18 protein-coding genes are annotated in these 17,315 nt (G+C 71.3%); 12 read left to right on the forward strand and 6 right to left on the reverse strand.

The genetic code is table 11. The features are described from left to right. The first annotated feature begins 75 nt into the window (after positions 1-75). Positions 76-993: a GlxA family transcriptional regulator gene (locus tag ACZ7CD_RS24520; protein WP_360395567.1), complete on the forward strand. Its 918-nt coding sequence runs from the start codon at positions 76-78 to the stop codon at positions 991-993. On the opposite strand, the gene ACZ7CD_RS24525 is transcribed toward ACZ7CD_RS24520, so the two are convergent. Next, positions 984-1,478: an NUDIX hydrolase gene (locus ACZ7CD_RS24525; protein ID WP_360395569.1), complete on the reverse strand. Its 495-nt coding sequence runs from the start codon at positions 1,476-1,478 to the stop codon at positions 984-986. The two genes, ACZ7CD_RS24520 and ACZ7CD_RS24525, sit on opposite strands and share 10 nt — an antisense overlap. Positions 1,479-1,574: 96 nt before the next feature. On the opposite strand from ACZ7CD_RS24525, the gene nucS reads away from it, so the two are divergent. The 5 genes from nucS to ACZ7CD_RS24550 all read left to right on the forward strand — a co-directional run bounded on the left by nucS (position 1,575) and on the right by ACZ7CD_RS24550 (position 7,239). Beyond that, positions 1,575-2,234, forward strand: a complete 660-nt coding sequence (nucS, locus tag ACZ7CD_RS24530; RefSeq protein WP_360395571.1) for an endonuclease NucS — start codon at positions 1,575-1,577, stop codon at positions 2,232-2,234. 206 nt (positions 2,235-2,440) lie between these two features. Further along, complete coding sequence (locus tag ACZ7CD_RS24535) at positions 2,441-4,132, forward strand: sodium:solute symporter family protein (RefSeq protein ID WP_360395573.1); 1,692 nt, start codon at positions 2,441-2,443, stop codon at positions 4,130-4,132. An 11-nt stretch (positions 4,133-4,143) separates the two neighbouring features. Continuing rightward, complete coding sequence (locus ACZ7CD_RS24540) at positions 4,144-4,380, forward strand: hypothetical protein (protein ID WP_360395575.1); 237 nt, start codon at positions 4,144-4,146, stop codon at positions 4,378-4,380. A 240-nt stretch (positions 4,381-4,620) separates the two neighbouring features. After that, positions 4,621-5,631 carry a DUF3558 family protein gene (locus tag ACZ7CD_RS24545; RefSeq protein WP_458430500.1) on the forward strand — a complete coding sequence of 337 codons (1,011 nt, stop codon included), beginning with the start codon at positions 4,621-4,623 and terminating at the stop codon, positions 5,629-5,631. A gap of 102 nt (positions 5,632-5,733) precedes the next feature. Next, positions 5,734-7,239 (forward strand): aldehyde dehydrogenase family protein, encoded by a 1,506-nt coding sequence (locus tag ACZ7CD_RS24550; protein ID WP_470375176.1) that lies wholly within the window; start codon positions 5,734-5,736, stop codon positions 7,237-7,239. A gap of 22 nt (positions 7,240-7,261) precedes the next feature. Here ACZ7CD_RS24550 and ACZ7CD_RS24555 read toward each other — a convergent pair whose 3' ends face one another. Next, positions 7,262-8,257, reverse strand: coding sequence for an ABC transporter substrate-binding protein (locus ACZ7CD_RS24555; RefSeq protein ID WP_470379737.1), 996 nt, complete (start codon positions 8,255-8,257; stop codon positions 7,262-7,264). Positions 8,258-8,400: 143 nt separating this feature from the next. Here ACZ7CD_RS24555 and dhaK point away from each other — a divergent pair, with 143 nt between their 5' ends. The 5 genes from dhaK (at position 8,401) to ACZ7CD_RS24580 (ending at position 12,621) form a co-directional block, all read left to right on the forward strand. After that, on the forward strand, positions 8,401-9,393 hold the full coding sequence (dhaK, locus tag ACZ7CD_RS24560) for a dihydroxyacetone kinase subunit DhaK (protein ID WP_470375177.1): 993 nt from the start codon (positions 8,401-8,403) through the stop codon (positions 9,391-9,393). Between the two features lies 1 nt (position 9,394). Beyond that, a complete protein-coding gene (gene dhaL / locus ACZ7CD_RS24565) occupies positions 9,395-10,024 on the forward strand; it encodes a dihydroxyacetone kinase subunit DhaL (RefSeq protein ID WP_458430504.1) in 630 nt (209 codons plus the stop codon). A 50-nt stretch (positions 10,025-10,074) separates the two neighbouring features. After that, positions 10,075-10,725, forward strand: a complete 651-nt coding sequence (gene dhaM, locus ACZ7CD_RS24570) for a dihydroxyacetone kinase phosphoryl donor subunit DhaM (RefSeq protein WP_458434321.1) — start codon at positions 10,075-10,077, stop codon at positions 10,723-10,725. 668 nt (positions 10,726-11,393) lie between these two features. Beyond that, positions 11,394-11,942 carry a GNAT family N-acetyltransferase gene (locus ACZ7CD_RS24575; protein ID WP_470379738.1) on the forward strand — a complete coding sequence of 183 codons (549 nt, stop codon included), beginning with the start codon at positions 11,394-11,396 and terminating at the stop codon, positions 11,940-11,942. Continuing rightward, the gene (locus ACZ7CD_RS24580; RefSeq protein WP_360395591.1) at positions 11,935-12,621 is read left to right on the forward strand and encodes an alpha/beta fold hydrolase; all 687 of its coding nucleotides are present in this window, start codon (positions 11,935-11,937) and stop codon (positions 12,619-12,621) included. The genes ACZ7CD_RS24575 and ACZ7CD_RS24580 overlap by 8 nt, the downstream gene beginning before the upstream one ends. On the opposite strand, the gene ACZ7CD_RS24585 is transcribed toward ACZ7CD_RS24580, so the two are convergent. After that, the gene (locus ACZ7CD_RS24585) at positions 12,618-12,914 is read right to left on the reverse strand and encodes a hypothetical protein (RefSeq protein ID WP_360395593.1); all 297 of its coding nucleotides are present in this window, start codon (positions 12,912-12,914) and stop codon (positions 12,618-12,620) included. The two genes, ACZ7CD_RS24580 and ACZ7CD_RS24585, sit on opposite strands and share 4 nt — an antisense overlap. A 32-nt stretch (positions 12,915-12,946) precedes the next feature. Between ACZ7CD_RS24585 and ACZ7CD_RS24590 the strand changes: the two genes are divergently transcribed. Then, positions 12,947-13,150 (forward strand): FmdB family zinc ribbon protein, encoded by a 204-nt coding sequence (locus ACZ7CD_RS24590; protein ID WP_458430506.1) that lies wholly within the window; start codon positions 12,947-12,949, stop codon positions 13,148-13,150. Here the strand turns inward: ACZ7CD_RS24590 and ACZ7CD_RS24595 are convergent. The 3 genes from ACZ7CD_RS24595 to ACZ7CD_RS24605 all read right to left on the reverse strand — a co-directional run bounded on the left by ACZ7CD_RS24595 (position 13,147) and on the right by ACZ7CD_RS24605 (position 17,289). After that, the gene (locus ACZ7CD_RS24595; RefSeq protein WP_360395597.1) at positions 13,147-13,767 is read right to left on the reverse strand and encodes a DUF3558 family protein; all 621 of its coding nucleotides are present in this window, start codon (positions 13,765-13,767) and stop codon (positions 13,147-13,149) included. The two genes, ACZ7CD_RS24590 and ACZ7CD_RS24595, sit on opposite strands and share 4 nt — an antisense overlap. Positions 13,768-13,817: 50 nt before the next feature. Continuing rightward, positions 13,818-15,593: a 3-hydroxyacyl-CoA dehydrogenase family protein gene (locus tag ACZ7CD_RS24600; protein ID WP_470379739.1), complete on the reverse strand. Its 1,776-nt coding sequence runs from the start codon at positions 15,591-15,593 to the stop codon at positions 13,818-13,820. A 232-nt stretch (positions 15,594-15,825) separates the two neighbouring features. Next, positions 15,826-17,289: a chromosome segregation protein gene (locus ACZ7CD_RS24605; protein WP_470379740.1), complete on the reverse strand. Its 1,464-nt coding sequence runs from the start codon at positions 17,287-17,289 to the stop codon at positions 15,826-15,828. Positions 17,290-17,315: the final 26 nt, after the last annotated feature.

Raw genomic sequence — 17,315 nt, forward strand, 5'->3', positions numbered from 1 at the left:
TAGGAGCGGGACGAGTGGCGGGGGAGTGGCTGGAATGCCATGTTCCAACGGATTCTCGCCAGCTACGGTGGGGGCATGCACGAGGTGGCCGTACTGGTGATGGACAGCGTCATCCCGTTCGACTTCGCGGTGCCGATCGAGGCGTTCAGCCGAACCGGGCACTACCGGGTGCGGCTCTGCGGTCCGAAGAGGACGGTTCGCTCCGAGCTGTTCGAGCTGAAGGTGCCGCACGGCCTGGAGCTGCTGTCCGAAGTGGACACGATCATCCTCCCAGGGCACGCGGCGGACCTGGTGGTGCCGCACGGGGTGGTGCGGGCGGTGCGGGCGGCGGCCGCTCGCGGCACCCGGATCGCGTCGATCTGCTCCGGTGCGTTCGTGTTCGCGGCGACCGGCCTGCTGGACGGGGTGCGCGCCACCACGCACTGGCTGGCCGCCGACGAGCTGGCGGCGCGGTTCCCCGCCGTGGACGTCGACCCGGACGTGCTCTACGTCGACAACGGGCAGTTCCTGACCTCCGCGGGCGCCGCGGCCGGGCTCGACCTGTGCCTGCACCTGATCCGGCGCGACCACGGGTCCGCGGCGGCGGCCGACGCGGCACGGCTGTCCGTGATGCCGCTGGAACGCGAGGGCGGGCAGGCGCAGTTCATCGTGACGCCACCGGCGGCGCCGCGGGGTGCCGAGCTCGAACCGCTGCTGCGGTGGCTGGAGACCAACGCCGAGCCCGACCTGACCCTGGCCGGCATCGCGGACCACGCCGGGATGAGCACGCGCACGTTGAACCGGCGGTTCCGCGAGCAGACCGGCACGACACCGCTGCAGTGGCTGCACCGGGCCCGGATCCGCCGGGCGCAGCACCTGCTGGAGACGACGAGGCACCCGGTGGAGCTGATCGCGAGCCGGGTGGGCTTCGGGTCGGCCACGGCGTTCCGCGACCGCTTCAAACGGGTCGCCGGCACCTCACCGAACGCCTACCGCGCGGCCTTTCAGGGCTGAGCGTGCTCGTGCAGCAGCAGGAGCGTGTAGGCGGCGATCGACTGCGCGTCGGTGATCTCGCCCCTGGTGATCATCTTCTCGAAGTCCGCGCGGGCGAACCACGCCGAGCGCATGTCCTGCTCCTCGGGCTCGCGCTCGTGGAACCCCTCGACCAGGTCCGTTGCCAGGAACACCCGGCCGCGTTGCGACGACATGCCCGGCGCCACGTCCAGCAGCCCGAGCGCGACGAGCTTCCCGGCCCGCAGCCCGGTCTCCTCCCGCAGCTCCCGCGCGGCGAGCGCGAGCGGGTCGGTGTCGGCCCGGTCGGGGGCGGTGCCCTGCGGGAACTCCCACCGCCGCAGCCCGATCGGGTAGCGGTACTGCTCGACGAGCCGCACGCGTTCCCCGTCGAGGGGGATGACCAGCGCGAAGTCCGGCTTGTCGACCACGCCGTAGATGCCCTGTGTGCCGTCCGCGCGCCGGATCGCGTCCTCGCGAACGGTCATCCACGGGTTTGCGTACACCTGACGGGTGCCGAGGCTTTCCACGGCACGGACCGTACCTAACGACCCGTCCGCGGCCGCACCCCGTAGCCTGTCGCGGTGCGTCTCGTCATCGCTCGCTGCAAGGTCGACTACGTCGGACGACTCACCGCTCATCTGCCGATGGCCCAGCGACTGCTGCTCATCAAGGCCGACGGCTCGGTGTCGATCCACTCCGACGACCGCGCCTACAAGCCGTTGAACTGGATGAGCCCGCCGTGCTGGCTCATCGAGGACCCGGACATCTGGACCGTGCAGAACAAGGCGGGGGAGAAGCTGATCATCACCCTCGAAGAGGTGCTGCACGACTCCAAGCACGAGCTCGGCCCGGAGCCCGGCCTGCAGAAGGACGGCGTCGAGGCCGACCTGCAGAAGCTGCTCGCCGAGCACGTCACCACCCTCGGCGAGGGCTACTCGCTGGTGCGCCGCGAGTTCCCGACCGCCATCGGCCCGGTGGACCTGATGTGCCGCGACGGCGCCGGCGCGTCCGTGGCCGTGGAGATCAAGCGCCGCGGTGACATCGACGGCGTCGAGCAGCTGACCCGGTACCTGGAGCTGCTCAACCGCGACCCGCTGCTCGCGCCCGTGCGGGGCGTGTTCGCCGCGCAGCAGATCAAGCCGCAGGCGCGGGTGCTGGCCGAGGACCGCGGCATCCGGTGCGTGGTGCTCGACTACGACGCGCTGCGCGGGATCGAACCGGACGAGTTCCGCCTGTTCTGACCGGCCCCGGACGGCGCGAACCCCGCCTCGTCAGGGTGCGGGGTTCGTTTTTTGTCCGGTTCCTCCGGTCCGATCGGCTTCGGCGAGCGTTGTGGATCACCACGTGGTTTGGTGTCCACGTACGCGGGGTAAGACGTCGCGCACCTGGAGTGCTGTCCTCTCCTGGTCGTTGATGTTCGACTTTGTCGAAGTTTGGGAGGTGGACGGTGTCGGTGATGGCCGAGGCGGACCTGCGGCTCGACGCGGGACCGATCGACTACGCGTTGCTCGTCATCTACTTCGTCGTCGTGCTCGGCATCGGCCTGATGGCCCGCCGGTCCGTCTCCTCCAGCCTCGACTTCCTGCTGTCCGGGCGGTCGCTGCCGGCGTGGGTCACCGGGCTCGCGTTCATCAGCGCGAACCTCGGTGCCCTTGAGCTGATGGGCATGACCGCCAACGGTGCGCAGTACGGCATGGCGACCGTGCACTACTACTGGATCGGCGCCATCCCCGCGATGGTGTTCCTCGGTCTGGTGATGATGCCGTTCTACTACGGCTCGAAGGTGCGCAGCGTTCCCGAGTTCATGCGCCGCCGGTTCGGCAAGCCCGCGCACCTCGTCAACGCCATCAGCTTCGCCGTCGCGCAGGTGCTGATCGCGGGCATCAACCTGTTCGCCCTCGCGGTGATCGTCGAGGCGCTGCTCGGGTGGCCGTTGCCGGTCTCGATCTGCGTCGCGGCGCTCGTGGTGCTGGCGTACACGACGCTGGGCGGGCTCAGTGCCGCCATCTACAACGAGGTGCTGCAGTTCTTCGTGATCGTGGCCGCGCTCGCGCCGATCACGATCCTCGGCCTCATCAAGGTCGGCGGCTGGCAGGGGCTGGTCGACAAGGTGACCGACCAGGAGCAGCTGTCCGCGTGGCCCGCCACGGAGCTGACCGGCATCAACAGTCCCGTGTGGAGTGTCATCGGGCTCGTGTTCGGTCTTGGGTTCGTGTTGTCGTTCGGCTACTGGACGACGAACTTCGCCGAGGTGCAGCGCGCGATGAGCGCGAAGTCGATGTCGGCGGCCAAGCGCACGCCGATCATCGGTGCGTACCCGAAGGCGCTCATCCCCGCGATCATCATCATCCCCGGCATCATCGCCGCGGTGGTCGTGCCGGAGATGGCGCAGCTCAAGGCCGGCGACACGAGCAGTGGCGTGGTCTACAACAACGTGCTGCCGCTGCTGATGCGCGACCTGCTGCCCAACGGCATCCTCGGTGTCGCGATCACGGGTCTGCTGGCCAGCTTCATGGCCGGTGTCGCGGCGAACGTCAGCTCGTTCAACACGGTCTTCACCTACGACCTGTGGCAGGACTACGTCAAGAAGGACCGGCCGGACGAGTACTACCTGCGGATCGGGCGGCTCGCCACGGTCGGGGCGTGCGTGCTCGCGATCGGCACGGCGTTCATCGCGGCCGCGCTCGGCGGGTCCAACATCATGGACTACATCCAGGCGCTGTTCTCGTTCTTCAACGCGCCGCTGTTCGCGACGTTCATCCTCGGCATGTTCTGGAAGCGGATGACGCCGACCGCCGGCTGGGTCGGTCTGCTCGCCGGCACGTTCACGGCGATCTTCATCTACGTGGTCTCGGAGCCGTCGTTCGGCATCGAGCTGCTGGAGCTGCCGGGCCAGGGCTCGAGCTTCCTCGGCGCGGGTCTCGCGTTCGTCGTCGACATCGTCGTGAGCGTCGCGGTCACGACGGTCACGCGGCCGAAGCCGGACAGCGAGCTGGTCGGGCTGGTCTACAGCCTCACGCCCAAGGAGGACCGCGCGCACGCCACCACCGGCGAGGACGCGGGCTGGTACCGCTCGCCCGCCCTGCTCGGCGGTGGGGTGCTGGCGCTGACGGCCGTTCTCTACATCGTCTTCGGCTGAGGGAGGCCGTCATGAGGTTGTTCGACCTGCGACTCATCATCGCGTTCCTCTTCGGCCTGTACGGCGTCGTACTGGTCGTCATGGGCCTCGCGTTCACCACGGACGCGGACCTGCAGAAGGCCGAAGGGGTCAACATCAACCTGTGGGCCGGCATCGCCATGGTGGTGATCTCGGCGTTGTTCGCCGTGTGGGCGATGCTGCGGCCTCAGTTCGCGGACACGGACAAGCAGCCGCTCAAGGAGCTATGAGCGGGGACGACCGGGGTACACGGGGTTGAAGGCCTCGATCGTCCACGCGTCGATCCAGGTGACTGCGCGGCGAATTCGGTTGAGCACGTCTCTCCTCTTGGTCGGGGTCTTCACCAAGTACATCGCACAGAGCTTCTGAATCGTTCCCGAAGCGGACGGTGACCTCGGCCACGGTCTCGGCCGGGCGGCAACGCGGGGTACTCGCCACGAACCCGGGGAAAGGTCGCTAACGTGCACGTCGTGCTTCGTTCTCGTGCCACGGCGCTGCTCGCCGCCACCGCGCTGCTGCTGGCCGGGTGCGCCACCGGTCCCGGGCTCGCGAAGTCCCAGTCGCCGCGCCGCACCGTCCAGGCCGCGGCGGAGACGAACGCGCCCGACCCGTCGACCCGGTCGTCGGTCCCGCCGGACAAGCCGGCCGATCCGGCGTTCGCGGCCGAGCGGCTGCGGCTGGTCGACCCGTGCGCGGTGATCGGCAAGGACGTGCTGGAGACGGTCGGCACGCCGTCGCGCTATTCCAGCAGCTCGTACACCCGCTGCTCGAACTACATGAAGGACAAGTCGGGCAAGACGCTCAACGTCACCCTCGACATCGGCTACACCCTGCTCTCCACCGAGGTGAAGAAGGCGACCAAGCAGGTCGCGGGCCTGAAGAGCGTGGAGCAGAAGCTGAACAGCTCGGCGTGCTTCATCTCCGTCATCACGCAGGAGAACCCGCCGCAGGCCGTGCGCGTGCAGATCGGCACGGGCAACGACGGCGCGGAGCCGTGCGAGCCCGGCCGCAAGATCGCCGAGGGCGCGATCCGCAAGCTCAAGGGCAACCCGCAGCGCTACACCCCGCCGAAGGGCTCGCCGGTCGAGGTCGACGCCTGCTCGGTCGTGGAGAAGGCCGACCTGGCGACCCCGCTGGGCGCCTCGCCGCGGTCGCAGCCGTTCGGGCTGCATTCGTGCACGTGGAGCGGTCAGAGCGCGCAGGTGCAGCTGGAGTTCAAGACGACGCGCGTGCCCGCGGACTTCAAGTTCAACGACAAGCAGACCGAGGTCGACCTCGGTGGCGTGAAGGGCTACGCGGTCTTCAAGGACGGCCCGTTCCCGACCTGCGACCTGACCGTCGTGCGCACCAGGGACTCCGGCAGCGGCAACGGCGAGATCGCGCTGTTCAGCGCGGCGGGGGTCAAGGACAAGGAGTTCGACCGCTGCCAGGTCGCCGCCGCGATCGCCAAGGCGGTGCTCCCCAAGCTGCCCAGGGCGTGACGCGCACCACTACCGTTGCGGGACCTGACACCGCCCGGCGGGGGCTGAAAGTTCTCCTGGATCGCGTTAGGGTCAGGTTACTGGCGAGTATCGGAGGGCCCCATGACGCAGACCGCTTCGGACAGCGCACTGTCGGCCGATGGTGAGCAGCGGCGGTTCGCCTCACTGGACCCGCGCACCGGCGAGGTCGTGGCGCACCACCCGATCCACACCGCGGCCGAGGTCGAGGACGCCGTGTCCTCCGCCCGCGAGGCCGCCGCGTGGTGGGCCGGTCTGGGCTTCGAGGGCCGCAAGACCAAGCTCGACGCCTGGCGCAAGATCCTCTCGCAGCGCTCGGACGAGTTCATCTCGCTGATCAGCGCGGAGACCGGCAAGCCCGCCGACGACTCGCGCCTGGAGATCACGCTGGTCATGGACCACCTGCACTGGGCGGCCCGGCACGCGGGCCGGGTGCTGGGCAGGCGCAGGGTCTCGTCGGGCCTGCTGATGTTCAACCACACCGCGTCGCTGGAGTACCGGCCGCTGGGCGTGATCGGCGTGATCGGGCCGTGGAACTACCCGGCGCACACGCCGATGGGCTCCATCTCGTACGCGCTCGCCGCGGGCAACGCCGTGGTGTTCAAGCCGTCGGAGTTCACGCCGGGCGTGGGCACGTTCCTCGCCTCGACGTTCACCGAGGCGGTACCGGAGTTCCCGGTGTTCCAGGTGGTCACGGGCTTCGGTGAGACCGGTGCGGCGCTGTGCGCCGCCGGGGTCGACAAGATCGCCTTCACCGGGTCCACGCGCACGGGCAAGAAGGTCATGGCCGCGTGCGCCACGACGCTGACGCCGGTGCTGGTCGAGTGCGGCGGCAAGGACGCGCTGATCGTCGACGTCGACGCCGACCTGCACGCGGCGGCCGAGGCGGCGATCTGGGGCGCGGTGTCCAACGCCGGCCAGACCTGCGCGGGCGTCGAGCGGGTCTACGTGGCCGAGGAGGTCGCCGACGAGTTCGTCGAGATCGCCGTGAAGCGGGCGCGCAAGCTCAAGCCCGGCGGCGAGCCGAACGCGAACCTCGGCCCGATCACGATGCCGTCGCAGGTGGAGATCATCCGCGAGCACGTGCGGGACGCGCTCGACCGCGGTGGCAAAGCCCTGGTGGGCGGGCCGGAGTCGATCCGGCCGCCGTACGTCGAGCCGGTGGTGCTCGCCGACGTGCCGGAGGACTCGCTGGCGGTCACCGAGGAGACGTTCGGGCCGACGGTCGTGATCAACCGGGTGCCGAACGCGCTGGAGGGCGTGCGGCTCGCGAACCAGTCGCGGTACGGGCTGGGCGCGGCGGTGTTCTCCAAGGCGCGCGGCGAGGAGCTGGCGCGGGAGCTGCGGGTCGGCATGGTGTCGGTCAACGCGGTGCTGACCTACGCGGCGGTGCCGGGGCTGCCGTTCGGCGGTGTCGGCGACTCCGGGTTCGGGCGCATCCACGGCGAGGACGGGCTGCGCGAGTTCGCCTACGCCAAGGCCGTGACGAAGCAGCGGTTCAAGGCCGTGCTCACCATGACGACGTTCGACCGGTCCTCGCTGGCGGGCAAGCAGATGCTGCGCCTCGCGCGGATGCTCTTCGGCCGGTAGAGCACCCGCGCGAGGGGAGCTCCTAGGCGCCGGCCTGCTTCTTGAGGTCGTCGAGGACCACGTTCGCGGCCAGCACGCCGAGGCCGAGGAAGTAGGTCTCGTCGGCGACCGGCTTGGCCTTGCCGCCCTTGACCGCGTTCAGGCCGCTCCACAGCGGGCCGCCGAGCACGTCGCCCTGCGCGGTCTTGGCCGCGTCGCCGTAGGTGGAGTAGAGGAGCAGGTCCGCGTCGGCCTTGCTGATCTGCTCCGCGCTCACCTCGGCGGCGAGGTCGTCCACCTGCGACGGCGACGGCTGCGGGAGCTTGGCGTCGATCAGGATCGTGCCGATGAACGACTTCTTGGCGTACAGGCGGATCTTGCCCGGCATGAAGCGCAGCGCCGTCACCGTCGGGCGCACGCCCAGCTTCTGCTCGATCGCGGTGCCGGTCTCGGTGGCCTTGTTCGTGTAGTCCTCCAGCATCTTCGCGGCGTCCGCCTGGCGGTCGAGCGCGGCCGCGTTGAGGAGGAAGTTCTCCTTCCACACGTAGCCGGGGCGCACCGCGAAGACGGTGGGGGCGATGGCGGAGAGCTTCGGGTACAGCGCCTCCGCGCGCAGCTTCGAGCCCAGGATCAGGTCCGGGTTCAGCTTCGTGATCGCTTCGAGGTTGAGGTTGTTGATCGCGCCGACGTTCTCCGGCGTGCCGCCCTTCTCACCGATGTAGGACGGCATGGTGGGCGAGCCGTCGGTGTAGGCGATGCCGACCGGCTTGATGCCGAGCGCGGCGACGTTGTCGAGCTCGCCGGTGTCGAGGACGACGACCCGCTCCGGCTTCTTCTCCAGCGTGGTCTCGCCCATGGCGTGCTTGACCGTCCTGGGGAACTCGCCGGGCTTCGCCGTGGTGCCGAAGCCGTCGCTCAGCTGGGTCGCCTTGCCGAAGTCGGAGCCCCCCTGGGCCACGGACGGCTGGTCGGGCGTGCTGGAGCTGCAGCCGGTGACCGCGAGGGCCACTGCGACGAGCAGCGCTGCTCTCTTCGACACGACGTTGTTCCTCCACTACGAGCAGTGACGCTGACCTGCGGGAATTAGGGCAACCTAACGTACATCGGGACGGTATCCCGTTCCGAGTGTCAGACCCTCGGAGTAAGAAGGAACACGGTCACCGCCGATCGGGAGGGTGTGGGATGAAGAAGATCATCGATGATCCGGAGACCGTGGTGCGGGACGCACTGCGGGGGATGCGGGCCGCCCATCCCGGGCTGTTGTCGGTCCAGTACGACCCGGCCGTCATCACGCGGGCGGACGCGCCCGTGCGGGGCAAGGTCGCGATCATCTCCGGAGGCGGGTCGGGCCACGAGCCGCTGCACGGCGGGTTCGTCGGGCGCGGGATGCTCGACGCGGCCTGTCCGGGTGCCGTCTTCACGTCCCCGACGCCCGACCAGGTCGCCGCGGCGGTCGCGGCGACCGACGGCGGTGCCGGGGCGTTGCTGCTGGTGAAGAACTACACCGGCGACGTCATGAACTTCGAGATGGCCGGCGAGCTGGCCGAGTCCGAGGTGCGGTCGGTGGTGGTCGACGACGACGTGGCGGTGCAGGACTCGCTCTACACGGCGGGACGGCGCGGTGTCGGCGGGACCGTGCTGCTGGAGAAGATCGTCGGGGCGGCGGCCGAGCGCGGCGACGACCTGGCCGCGTGCGAGGCGCTGGCGCGGCGGGTGATCGGGTCGGTGCGGTCGATGGGGCTCGCGCTGACCTCGTGCACGGTGCCGCACGTCGGCACGCCGAGCTTCGAGCTGGCCGATGACGAGATGGAGATCGGCATCGGCATCCACGGCGAGCCAGGCCGCCGGCGGGTGCCGGTCGGCTCGGCCACCGAGATGGTGGCCGCGCTGCTCGACCCGATCGTGGCCGACCTGCCGTTCGGCTCCGGCGACCGGGTCCTGCTGTTCACGAACGGCATGGGCGGCACGCCGTTGATCGAGCTGTACCTGGCGCACGGCATCGCGGAGCAGTCGTTGGCAGACAGGGGGATCACGGTGGAACGCAGCCTCGTCGGCCCGTACATCACCAGTCTGGAGATGCAGGGCATGAGCCTCACGCTGCTCAAGCTCGACGACGAGCTGGTGGAGCTGTGGGACGCGCCCGTGCACACCGCTGCGCTGCGGTGGGGGGTCTGACATGGGGTGCACGGCCTCGGACGTGGTGGCGGCGCTGCGCCTGGCCGCCGCCGTCGTGCAGGAGCACCGCGACGAGCTGGTGCGGCTGGACCAGGCGATCGGCGACGCCGATCACGGCGAGAACATGCGCCGCGGGTTCACCGCGCTGGTGTCCAAGCTGGAGGCCGACCCGCCCGCGACACCGGGCAAGGTCCTGAAGCTGGCCGCCACCACGCTGATCTCGACGGTGGGCGGCGCGGCCGGCCCCCTGTACGGCACGGCGTTCCTGCGCGCCTCCACCGCGGTGGGGGAGGCCGAGGAGCTGGACGGCGAGCTGCTGGCGCGGGCGTTGCAGGGCGCGCTGGACGGCGTGCTCGCCCGCGGCAAGGCGGCGGTGGGCGACAAGACGATGGTCGACGCGCTGACCCCCGCTGTCACCGCGGCGGCCACGGCCGGCAGCGGGTCGGTCGCGGCGGTGCTGAGCGCGGCCGCCGACGCCGCCGAGGCGGGCGCCGAGTCGACGGTGCCGATGGTGGCGCGCAAGGGCCGCGCGTCCTACCTGGGCGAGCGCAGCGCCGGGCACCTCGACCCCGGTGCCCGTTCGACGGCGCTGCTGCTGCGCGCCTTCGCGGACGCGGCGGCCAAGTCGTGACGGCGGCCTCGGTGGCGCGGGTCGGACTCGTGGTCGTCTCGCACAGCGACATGCTGGCGAACGGCGTGGCGGAGCTGGCCGCGCAGATGGCGCCGGACGTGGCGGTGGTGCCCGTGGGCGGCACGGAGGAGGGCGGCCTGGGCACCGACTACGGCGCGGTGGTCGAGGCCCTGTCCGACGCGGACTCCGGCTCGGGCGTGGTGGTGCTGTACGACCTGGGCAGCGCCAAGATGACCGCCGAGATGGCCGTGGAGTCCGCCGACGACCCGAGCCGCTACGCGGTGGTGGACGCACCCCTGGTGGAGGGAGCGGTCGCGGCGGCGGTCACGGCCCAGGGCGGCGCCTCCCTGGCGGACGTCGCCGCCTCGGCCGAGGGCGCCTCCGGCGACACCCCCGCCGCAACCCCGTCCCGCCCGGCACTGCACCTGGTGTCCGACGAGGTGTCGGCCGACGTGCTGCTGACGAACGAGGTCGGCCTGCACGCCCGCCCGGCCGCCCTGCTGTCGCGCACGGTCGCGGAGCTCGACGCCGACGTGGTCGTGCGCCATGGCGGCGAGGAGGCGAACGCGGCCAGCGTGCTGGGGCTGATGGGCCTGAGCGCGCCGGGCGGCTCGTCGATCACGGTGGTGGCGACGGGAAAGGACGCGCGGGAGGCGGTGCGGCGGATCGAGGAGCTGGCGGAGAGGGGCTTCGACGACTGAGGGACGAGGGACGGCGGGGGACGACTCGGGACGGCTGTGGGCGGCTTGGGACGGTTGCGGGCGGGCTCGGGACGGCTGTGGGCGGCTCGGGCCAGGTGAGGCTGGCTCGGGCGGCGCGGGGTGGGGTGGGGCTGGCGGGACGGCAACGCTGCGGTCGGCTGCGGTCGGCTCGGGCCGGGTAGGGCTGGCGGGGGCAGGGAGGGCTGCGGTCGGCTGAGGCGAGCAAGGGCGGTCGGAGGCGAACGAGGCCGGCTGGCGACGGTCGGCGTCGCCGCGTTCGATCCGGGGACGGTTGGCGGCTGCGGTTTGTTGCGCAGGCCGAGCTCGCCGCGCTCGGCCCAACGCACCGTGCCGCGCTGACGCGCCGCCGTGCCCTGACGTGCCGCCGTGCCCTGACGTGCCGCCGTGCCCTGACGTGCCGCCGTGCCCTGACGTGCCGCCGTGCCCTGACGTGCCGCCGTGCCGTGCCGCGTGCCCCGTCGTGCCGCCGTGTCGCGCCGTTCCGCCGAGCCGTGCCGCGTCGCCGCGCCCTGCCGTGCCGGAGGCGCCGTGCTTGGCGCGTGCCGCTCCTGCCACCCGCCGCACAGCTCGCCGCCGAACCGCCCTGCCGCCACCCACCCGCGAGGTACCGTCCCCCGCAGACTGATCTTGACGCTGGGGAGACGGGGATGTTCAGCAGGTCACTGGGCGACGACGGCGCCGAGCTGCGGCCGTTGGAGCCGTGGCACGCGCCGGAGTTCTTCGCGAACATCGAGCGCGGGCGCGAGTTCATCGGGCGGTACATCGCGCTGCCCGACGCCGTGCCGGACGTGGAGGCGGCGCGGGGTTACCTGACCGGGTACGCGGAGAAGGCGAAGACCGACTCCGGCCGCATCTACGGCATCTGGCTCGACGGGCAGCTGGTCGGCGGGGTGTTGTTCCGGGTCATGGACCTGCGGCAGGGCACCGCCGAGGCCGGGTGCTGGCTGGAGCCGTCGGCCGCGGGCAGGGGGCTGGTCACGCGGGCCGCGCGGCTGGTGGTCGACTGGGCGATTCGCGAGCGGGGTGTGCATCGGGTTGAGTGGTTGGTGTCGTCGGCCAACGCGCCGAGCATCGCGGTGGCGCGGCGGCTGGGCATGAGGAGGGACGGCGTGCTGCGGGAGCACTACCTCTACCGCGGTGTGCGTCACGACATGGAGGTGTGGTCGGTGCTGGCTCCGGAGTGGACCGATGGATGACCTCGTGCTGTTGCACGCCTTTCCGCTCGACGCGCGCATGTGGGACGTGCCGGGGGCGCGGACGCCGTCGTTGCGCGGGGCCGGTGAGCCGGACCTGACGACGCTCGCCGAGGGAGTGCTCGCCGGGCTCGACGACCTCGACCGGTTCCTGCTCGGCGGGTGCTCGATGGGCGGGTACGTGGCGATGGCGTTGCTGCGGATCGCGCCGGAACGGGTCAAGGGCCTGGTCTTCGTCGACACCAAGCACACCGCGGACACCGAGGAGGCGGCCGCGAACCGGTACGCGATGGCCGAGCGGGTCGAACGGGAGGGCGTCGGCGACTGGCTCGCCGACGCGATGCTGCCGAACCTGCTCGGGCCGGGTGCGTCGGCCGAGGCGAAGGCGCTGACCAGGGCCATGGTCCTCGACCAGAGCGCGGAGGACGTGGCCTGGTGGCAGCGCGCGATGGCGCAGCGGCCGGACTCGACCGAGGTGCTGGAGTCGCTGGACGTGCCGTCGCTGGTGCTGGTCGGTGAGCACGACCGGCTCACGCCGCCGGACGTCGCCGCGAAGCTCGCGGTCACGTTGAAGCGCAGCACCAGCGAACGGATCGAGGACGCGGGGCACCTGCCGCCGGTCGAGCAGCCGGACGAGTTCCGCGCGCGGCTGGAGCGGTGGCGGGTCCAGGTGGGGCTCTAGAAGCGGCGCGTGGTCGGTCCGCGCCGGCCGCGCGAGTCCCAGCAGCCCTGGTGCCAGTGGCGGCGTTCCTCCGCGGAGCCCGCCTCGTGCGCGGGCCACGCCACCACGTGCGGGGTGCCGGGGCGGATCTCGTGGTCGCAGCCGGGGCAGCGGTAGGTCTTCTGGGCCTGCGTGCCGGAGATGGCGCGCACCAGGTAGTCCTCGCCGTCGGGACCCCGTTCGGAGCGCGCCCAGCCGACACCGCCGCCCAGCGGACGGTGCTCTTCTGGCTTGGGGCTGTTGCGACGCGGCACGGCCACACGGTAACCGCTCGTAGAATCGGGTCGTGCCGACCTACGAGTTCCGCTGCCGAACGTGCGACGACACCTTCGAGCTGAAGCGCCCCATGAGCGAGTCGTCAGCGCCCGCGAGCTGTCCCGGTGGTCACGCGGACACGGTGAAGCTGCTGTCCATGGCCGGGATCGGCGGCACCGCCCGGCAACCGGGCGGCGGTGGCGGCGGGTGCTGCGGCGGAGGCTGCTGCGGCTAGGACGGCGACCGGGACAGCATGATCTCGGCGATCTTGCGGCCCTGGTCGCAGACACCGCCGAACTTGCCGGTCGAGTCGATCACGATGATCCCGAGCCCGCCGCCGTCGTACGGGGCGACCAGCACGCACGTCGGCTGCACCTCGGGGTCGTCTGACCGGTCGAGGTAGGGCACCTTCTTGCCGCCGACCTCGTACTCGCCGGTGGTGCGCTCGATCGTGATCTGCTTGCCCTCGCGGAACCGCAGCGAGACGCCCACCTCGGCGTTGTCGACCTTCGTGGTCCAGCGGCACGACTGGTCGAACGTCGAGTCGTAGTTCATCTGCGTCGGCGGGGTCTCCGCCTTGGCACCGGGGTAGGGCAGGTCCGTCCACTTCAGCACGGCGCACACGCCCTGCACCTCGCCGTCGATCGGCGTGGTGTCCGGCTCCTCGGAGGGGTCGCCGGACGGGTCGGGGTCGCCGGACGGGTCCGGGTCTTCGGAGGGCGGTGCCTCCTGGTCGAACGGCGAGGCCGCGTCGATCGCGTCCTGCGCCTTCGGACTGCCCTCGACCGTCGTCTTCCCGGCACAGCCGGCGACGAGCACGAGGACAGCCAACAGGAGCACCAGTCGACGCATGGCACCACCATGCCACGTCCGGCGTGGTGCCCCTGTCAGCGGTACAGCGCTCACGTGTAGTCGCGGAAGCCCTTGCCCGTCTTGCGGCCCAGGCGACCCGCTGTGACCAGGTGTTCCAGCAGCGGCGCCGGCGCGAAACCGGGCTCGCGGAACTCCAGGTACAGGGTGCGCTCGATGGCCAGCGACACGTCCAGGCCCACGACGTCCAGCAGCGCGAACGGGCCCATCGGCAGGCCGCAGCCGACCTTCATCGCGTTGTCGATGTCGTCGGCCTCCGCGTAGTGCGCCTCCAGCATCTTCACCGCGTCGTTCAGGTACGGGAAGAGCAGCGCGTTCACGATGAAGCCCGCGACGTCACCGCAGTGCACCGGGTGCTTGCCGAGGTCCAGGCAGACCTTGCGGGCCGTCGCCACGACGTCCGCGCTCGTGGAGATCGTCTCGACGACCTCCACCAGCTTCATGACCTGCGCCGGGTTGAAGAAGTGCAGGCCCACGACGTCGGCGGGGCGGGACGTGGCCGCGGCGACCTCGATGACCGGCAGGGAGGACGTGGTCGTCGCGAGCACGGCGCCGGGCTTGCACACCTCGTCGAGCGCCGCGAAGACCTCCTTCTTGACGCCGATCTCCTCGGCGACCGCCTCGACCACCAGGTCGCAGTCGGCGAGGTCCACGAACTCCACGGCCGGCGTGACGCGGGCCAGCGCCGCGTCCCGGTCAGCTTCGCTGAGCTTGCCCTTCGACACGGCGCGCTCCAGCGACCTGCCCACCGCCCCGATCGCCTTCTCGGCCTTGTCGAGGCTGCGCGCCCGCAGGACCACGTCGTAGCCGCGCTTGGCGAACACCTCGGCGATGCCGGTTGCCATCGTGCCGGTGCCGATGACACCGACCCGCTGCACCTCGCGCACCGGCACCGAGCTGTCCACAGTGGACGGCGTCAGCGCGTCGGCCACCACGGTCGGCGAGTCGGGGCCGTCGTAGGTGTAGAAGCCGCGCCCCGACTTGCGGCCCAGCAGCCCCGCCGTGATCATCTGCTTGAGCAGCGGCGCCGGCGCGTGCAGGCGGTTGCGCGACTGGTGGTACATCGTGTCGAGGATCTCGTAGGCGGTGTCCAGGCCGATGAGGTCCAGCAACGCCAGCGGGCCCATCGGGTAGCCGCAGCCGTAGCGCATCGCGGCGTCGAGGTCCTCGCGCGTCGCGTACTTCGACTCCAGCATCTTCACCGCGTGGTTGAGGTACGGGAAGAGCAGCGCGTTCGCGATGAACCCTGCGCGGTCGCCGATCACGACCGGCGACTTGCCCAGCCGTTCCACGAACGCCACGACGTCGGCGACCACGTCCGCCTCGGTGACGACCGTGCGCACGACCTCGACGAGCTTCAGCACCTGCGTGGGGTTGAAGAAGTGCAGGCCGACGACCTTGCCCGGCCGGCCGGTGTGCACGCCGATCTCGGTGATCGACAGCGACGAGGTGTTCGAGGCGATCACGGCCTCGGGCTTCAGGACCTGGTCGAGCTCGCGGAAGATGCCCGCCTTGAGCTCGATGCTCTCCGGCACCGCCTCGACGACCAGGTCGCAGTCGGCGAGATCCGCGAGCCGCAGCGAGGTCGTGATCCGGCCGTGCAGCGCCGTCTTCTCGTCCTCGGTCAGCTTGCCGCCCTGCACCGCCCGCGCGGTCGAGTGCTCCAGGTGCCCGAGGCCGCGTTCGAGACCGGCCGCGTCGACGTCCACCGCCCGCACCGCGAGCCCGGTGCGTGCGAGCACCTCCGCGATGCCCGCGCCCATGGTTCCGAAACCGACGACTCCGACGGTGTTGATCTCGCGCGTCACTGCAGACCTCCCTGCGGGACAAAGCGTGGGCTACCAAGGAGTAACTTGCGGGCGACTATGCCACTCCCCGGTGGGACGAGCGCCGTGAGCTTCGCCATCGGGATCGAAACAGTGAACGGTCCAGCGGCACGTCACGAACGGGAAAACCCCAGATGGCGCAACGGTTGCGTGCCGCTGAACGAGCAACGGCCGCGACTCCGGTGGAGTCGCGGCCGCTGTGACTGCGGTGCTGTCAGGACTTCTTGGCCGGCTGCGGGCGCGTGAGCTTCTTCGTCGGGCCGTCCACCGCGGCGGGTGCCTGCTGCGCGGGCTTGGCGGGAGCCGCCTGGGCCTGCTGCGGGGCCGGTGCGGGCGTGGCGGGCGGCTGCGGAACGGCCTGCGGAGCCGCGGCCCTGGTCGGTGCCGCCGGTGCCTTGGCCGGTGCTGACTGGGTCTGCGCTGCCTTCGTCGGCGCGGCGGGAACCGGAGCAGCGGCCTGCGGGGCCTGGGCCTGCGGGTTCTGCGCCTGCGGGGCCTGCTGCGGAGCGGGCGCGGCCTTCTGCGCCTCGGCGGCGGGCTGGGCAGGCGGCTGCTGGGCGGGCGCCTGCTGAGTGAGCTGCTGCTGGGCGGGCGCCTGCTGAACCGGCTGCTGGACCGGCTGGACGACCTGCTGGGCCGCCTTCGGCTCGGCCGGTTCCGGCGCGGTCGCTTCCGGCTGCTCCTCGATCGGGTCGAGCAGCGGCACGACGTCCTGCAGCGCCGCACGCACGCCGTGCAGCTGGTGCGACAGGCGGTTGCGCAGGGTGCGGAGCTGGTCGACGCGCTGCGTGGCGGCGGTGGTGCGGCGGTTGGCCTCCTCGGTGGCCTCGCGGACCCGGCGGTTCGCCTCGTCCGTGGCCTCCTGGATGCGCGCGGTCGCCTCGGTCACCGAGTCGTGGCGGCGGCGGTTGGCCTCCTCCGTCGCCTCGCGGACGCGGCGTTCGGCCTCGGTCTTCGAGGTGGCCTGCTCCTGCGCCACGGCGGCGCGGATGCGCGCGGCCTCCTCGGAGGCCTCCCGCAGCCGGCGGTCGGCCTCGGCCTTGGAGTTGGCCTCCTGCGTGGCCAGCGTCGCCATCGCCTCCGACCGGCGGGCCGCCATCGCGATCTCGAAGTCCTCCTCGACGGTCACCCGGCGCTGCTCGGAGTCGTCGGCGATCTTGCGGGCCGCGGCCTCCGCCTCGGAGACGATCTTCTCGGCCTCGCCGCGCGCCGTCTCCAGCACGCCCCTGTGCTCGGTCTCCATGGCCGCGCGGCGCTCGTCGAGCTCCTGGATCAGCTTCTCGTAGCGCTGGCGGAGCACCCCCGCGTCGGCTTCCGCCTTGGCGCGGATGTGCCCGCTCTCCGCCTCGGCACGGGCCTTGATCTCGTTGGCCTCGTCCTGCGCCAGCCGCAGCATGCGCTGGAGGCGCTCGGAGAGCCCCTCCAGCGTCGTCGGCGGCAGCGACAGGCGCTCCACCTGGTTGCGCAGCTCGGTGATCTCCGAGCGTGCGGCCTCCAGCTGGCGCGCCAGGTCGGACGTCTGGGACACGGCGGCGTCGCGGTCCGCGGCCAGCAGCCGCAGGTCCGAGTCGAGGCGTTCGAGGTGGTCCTCGACCTGGGCGCGGTCGTAACCGCGCTTGACGATGTCGAATCCGGATCCCAGAGGGACGAGGTCACGGTCGTCGGCGAGGGGGCCCATGCCCCTCACGCTACCCGTTCGAGTGT

Source organism: Lentzea sp. NPDC036949 (assembly GCF_055608075.1).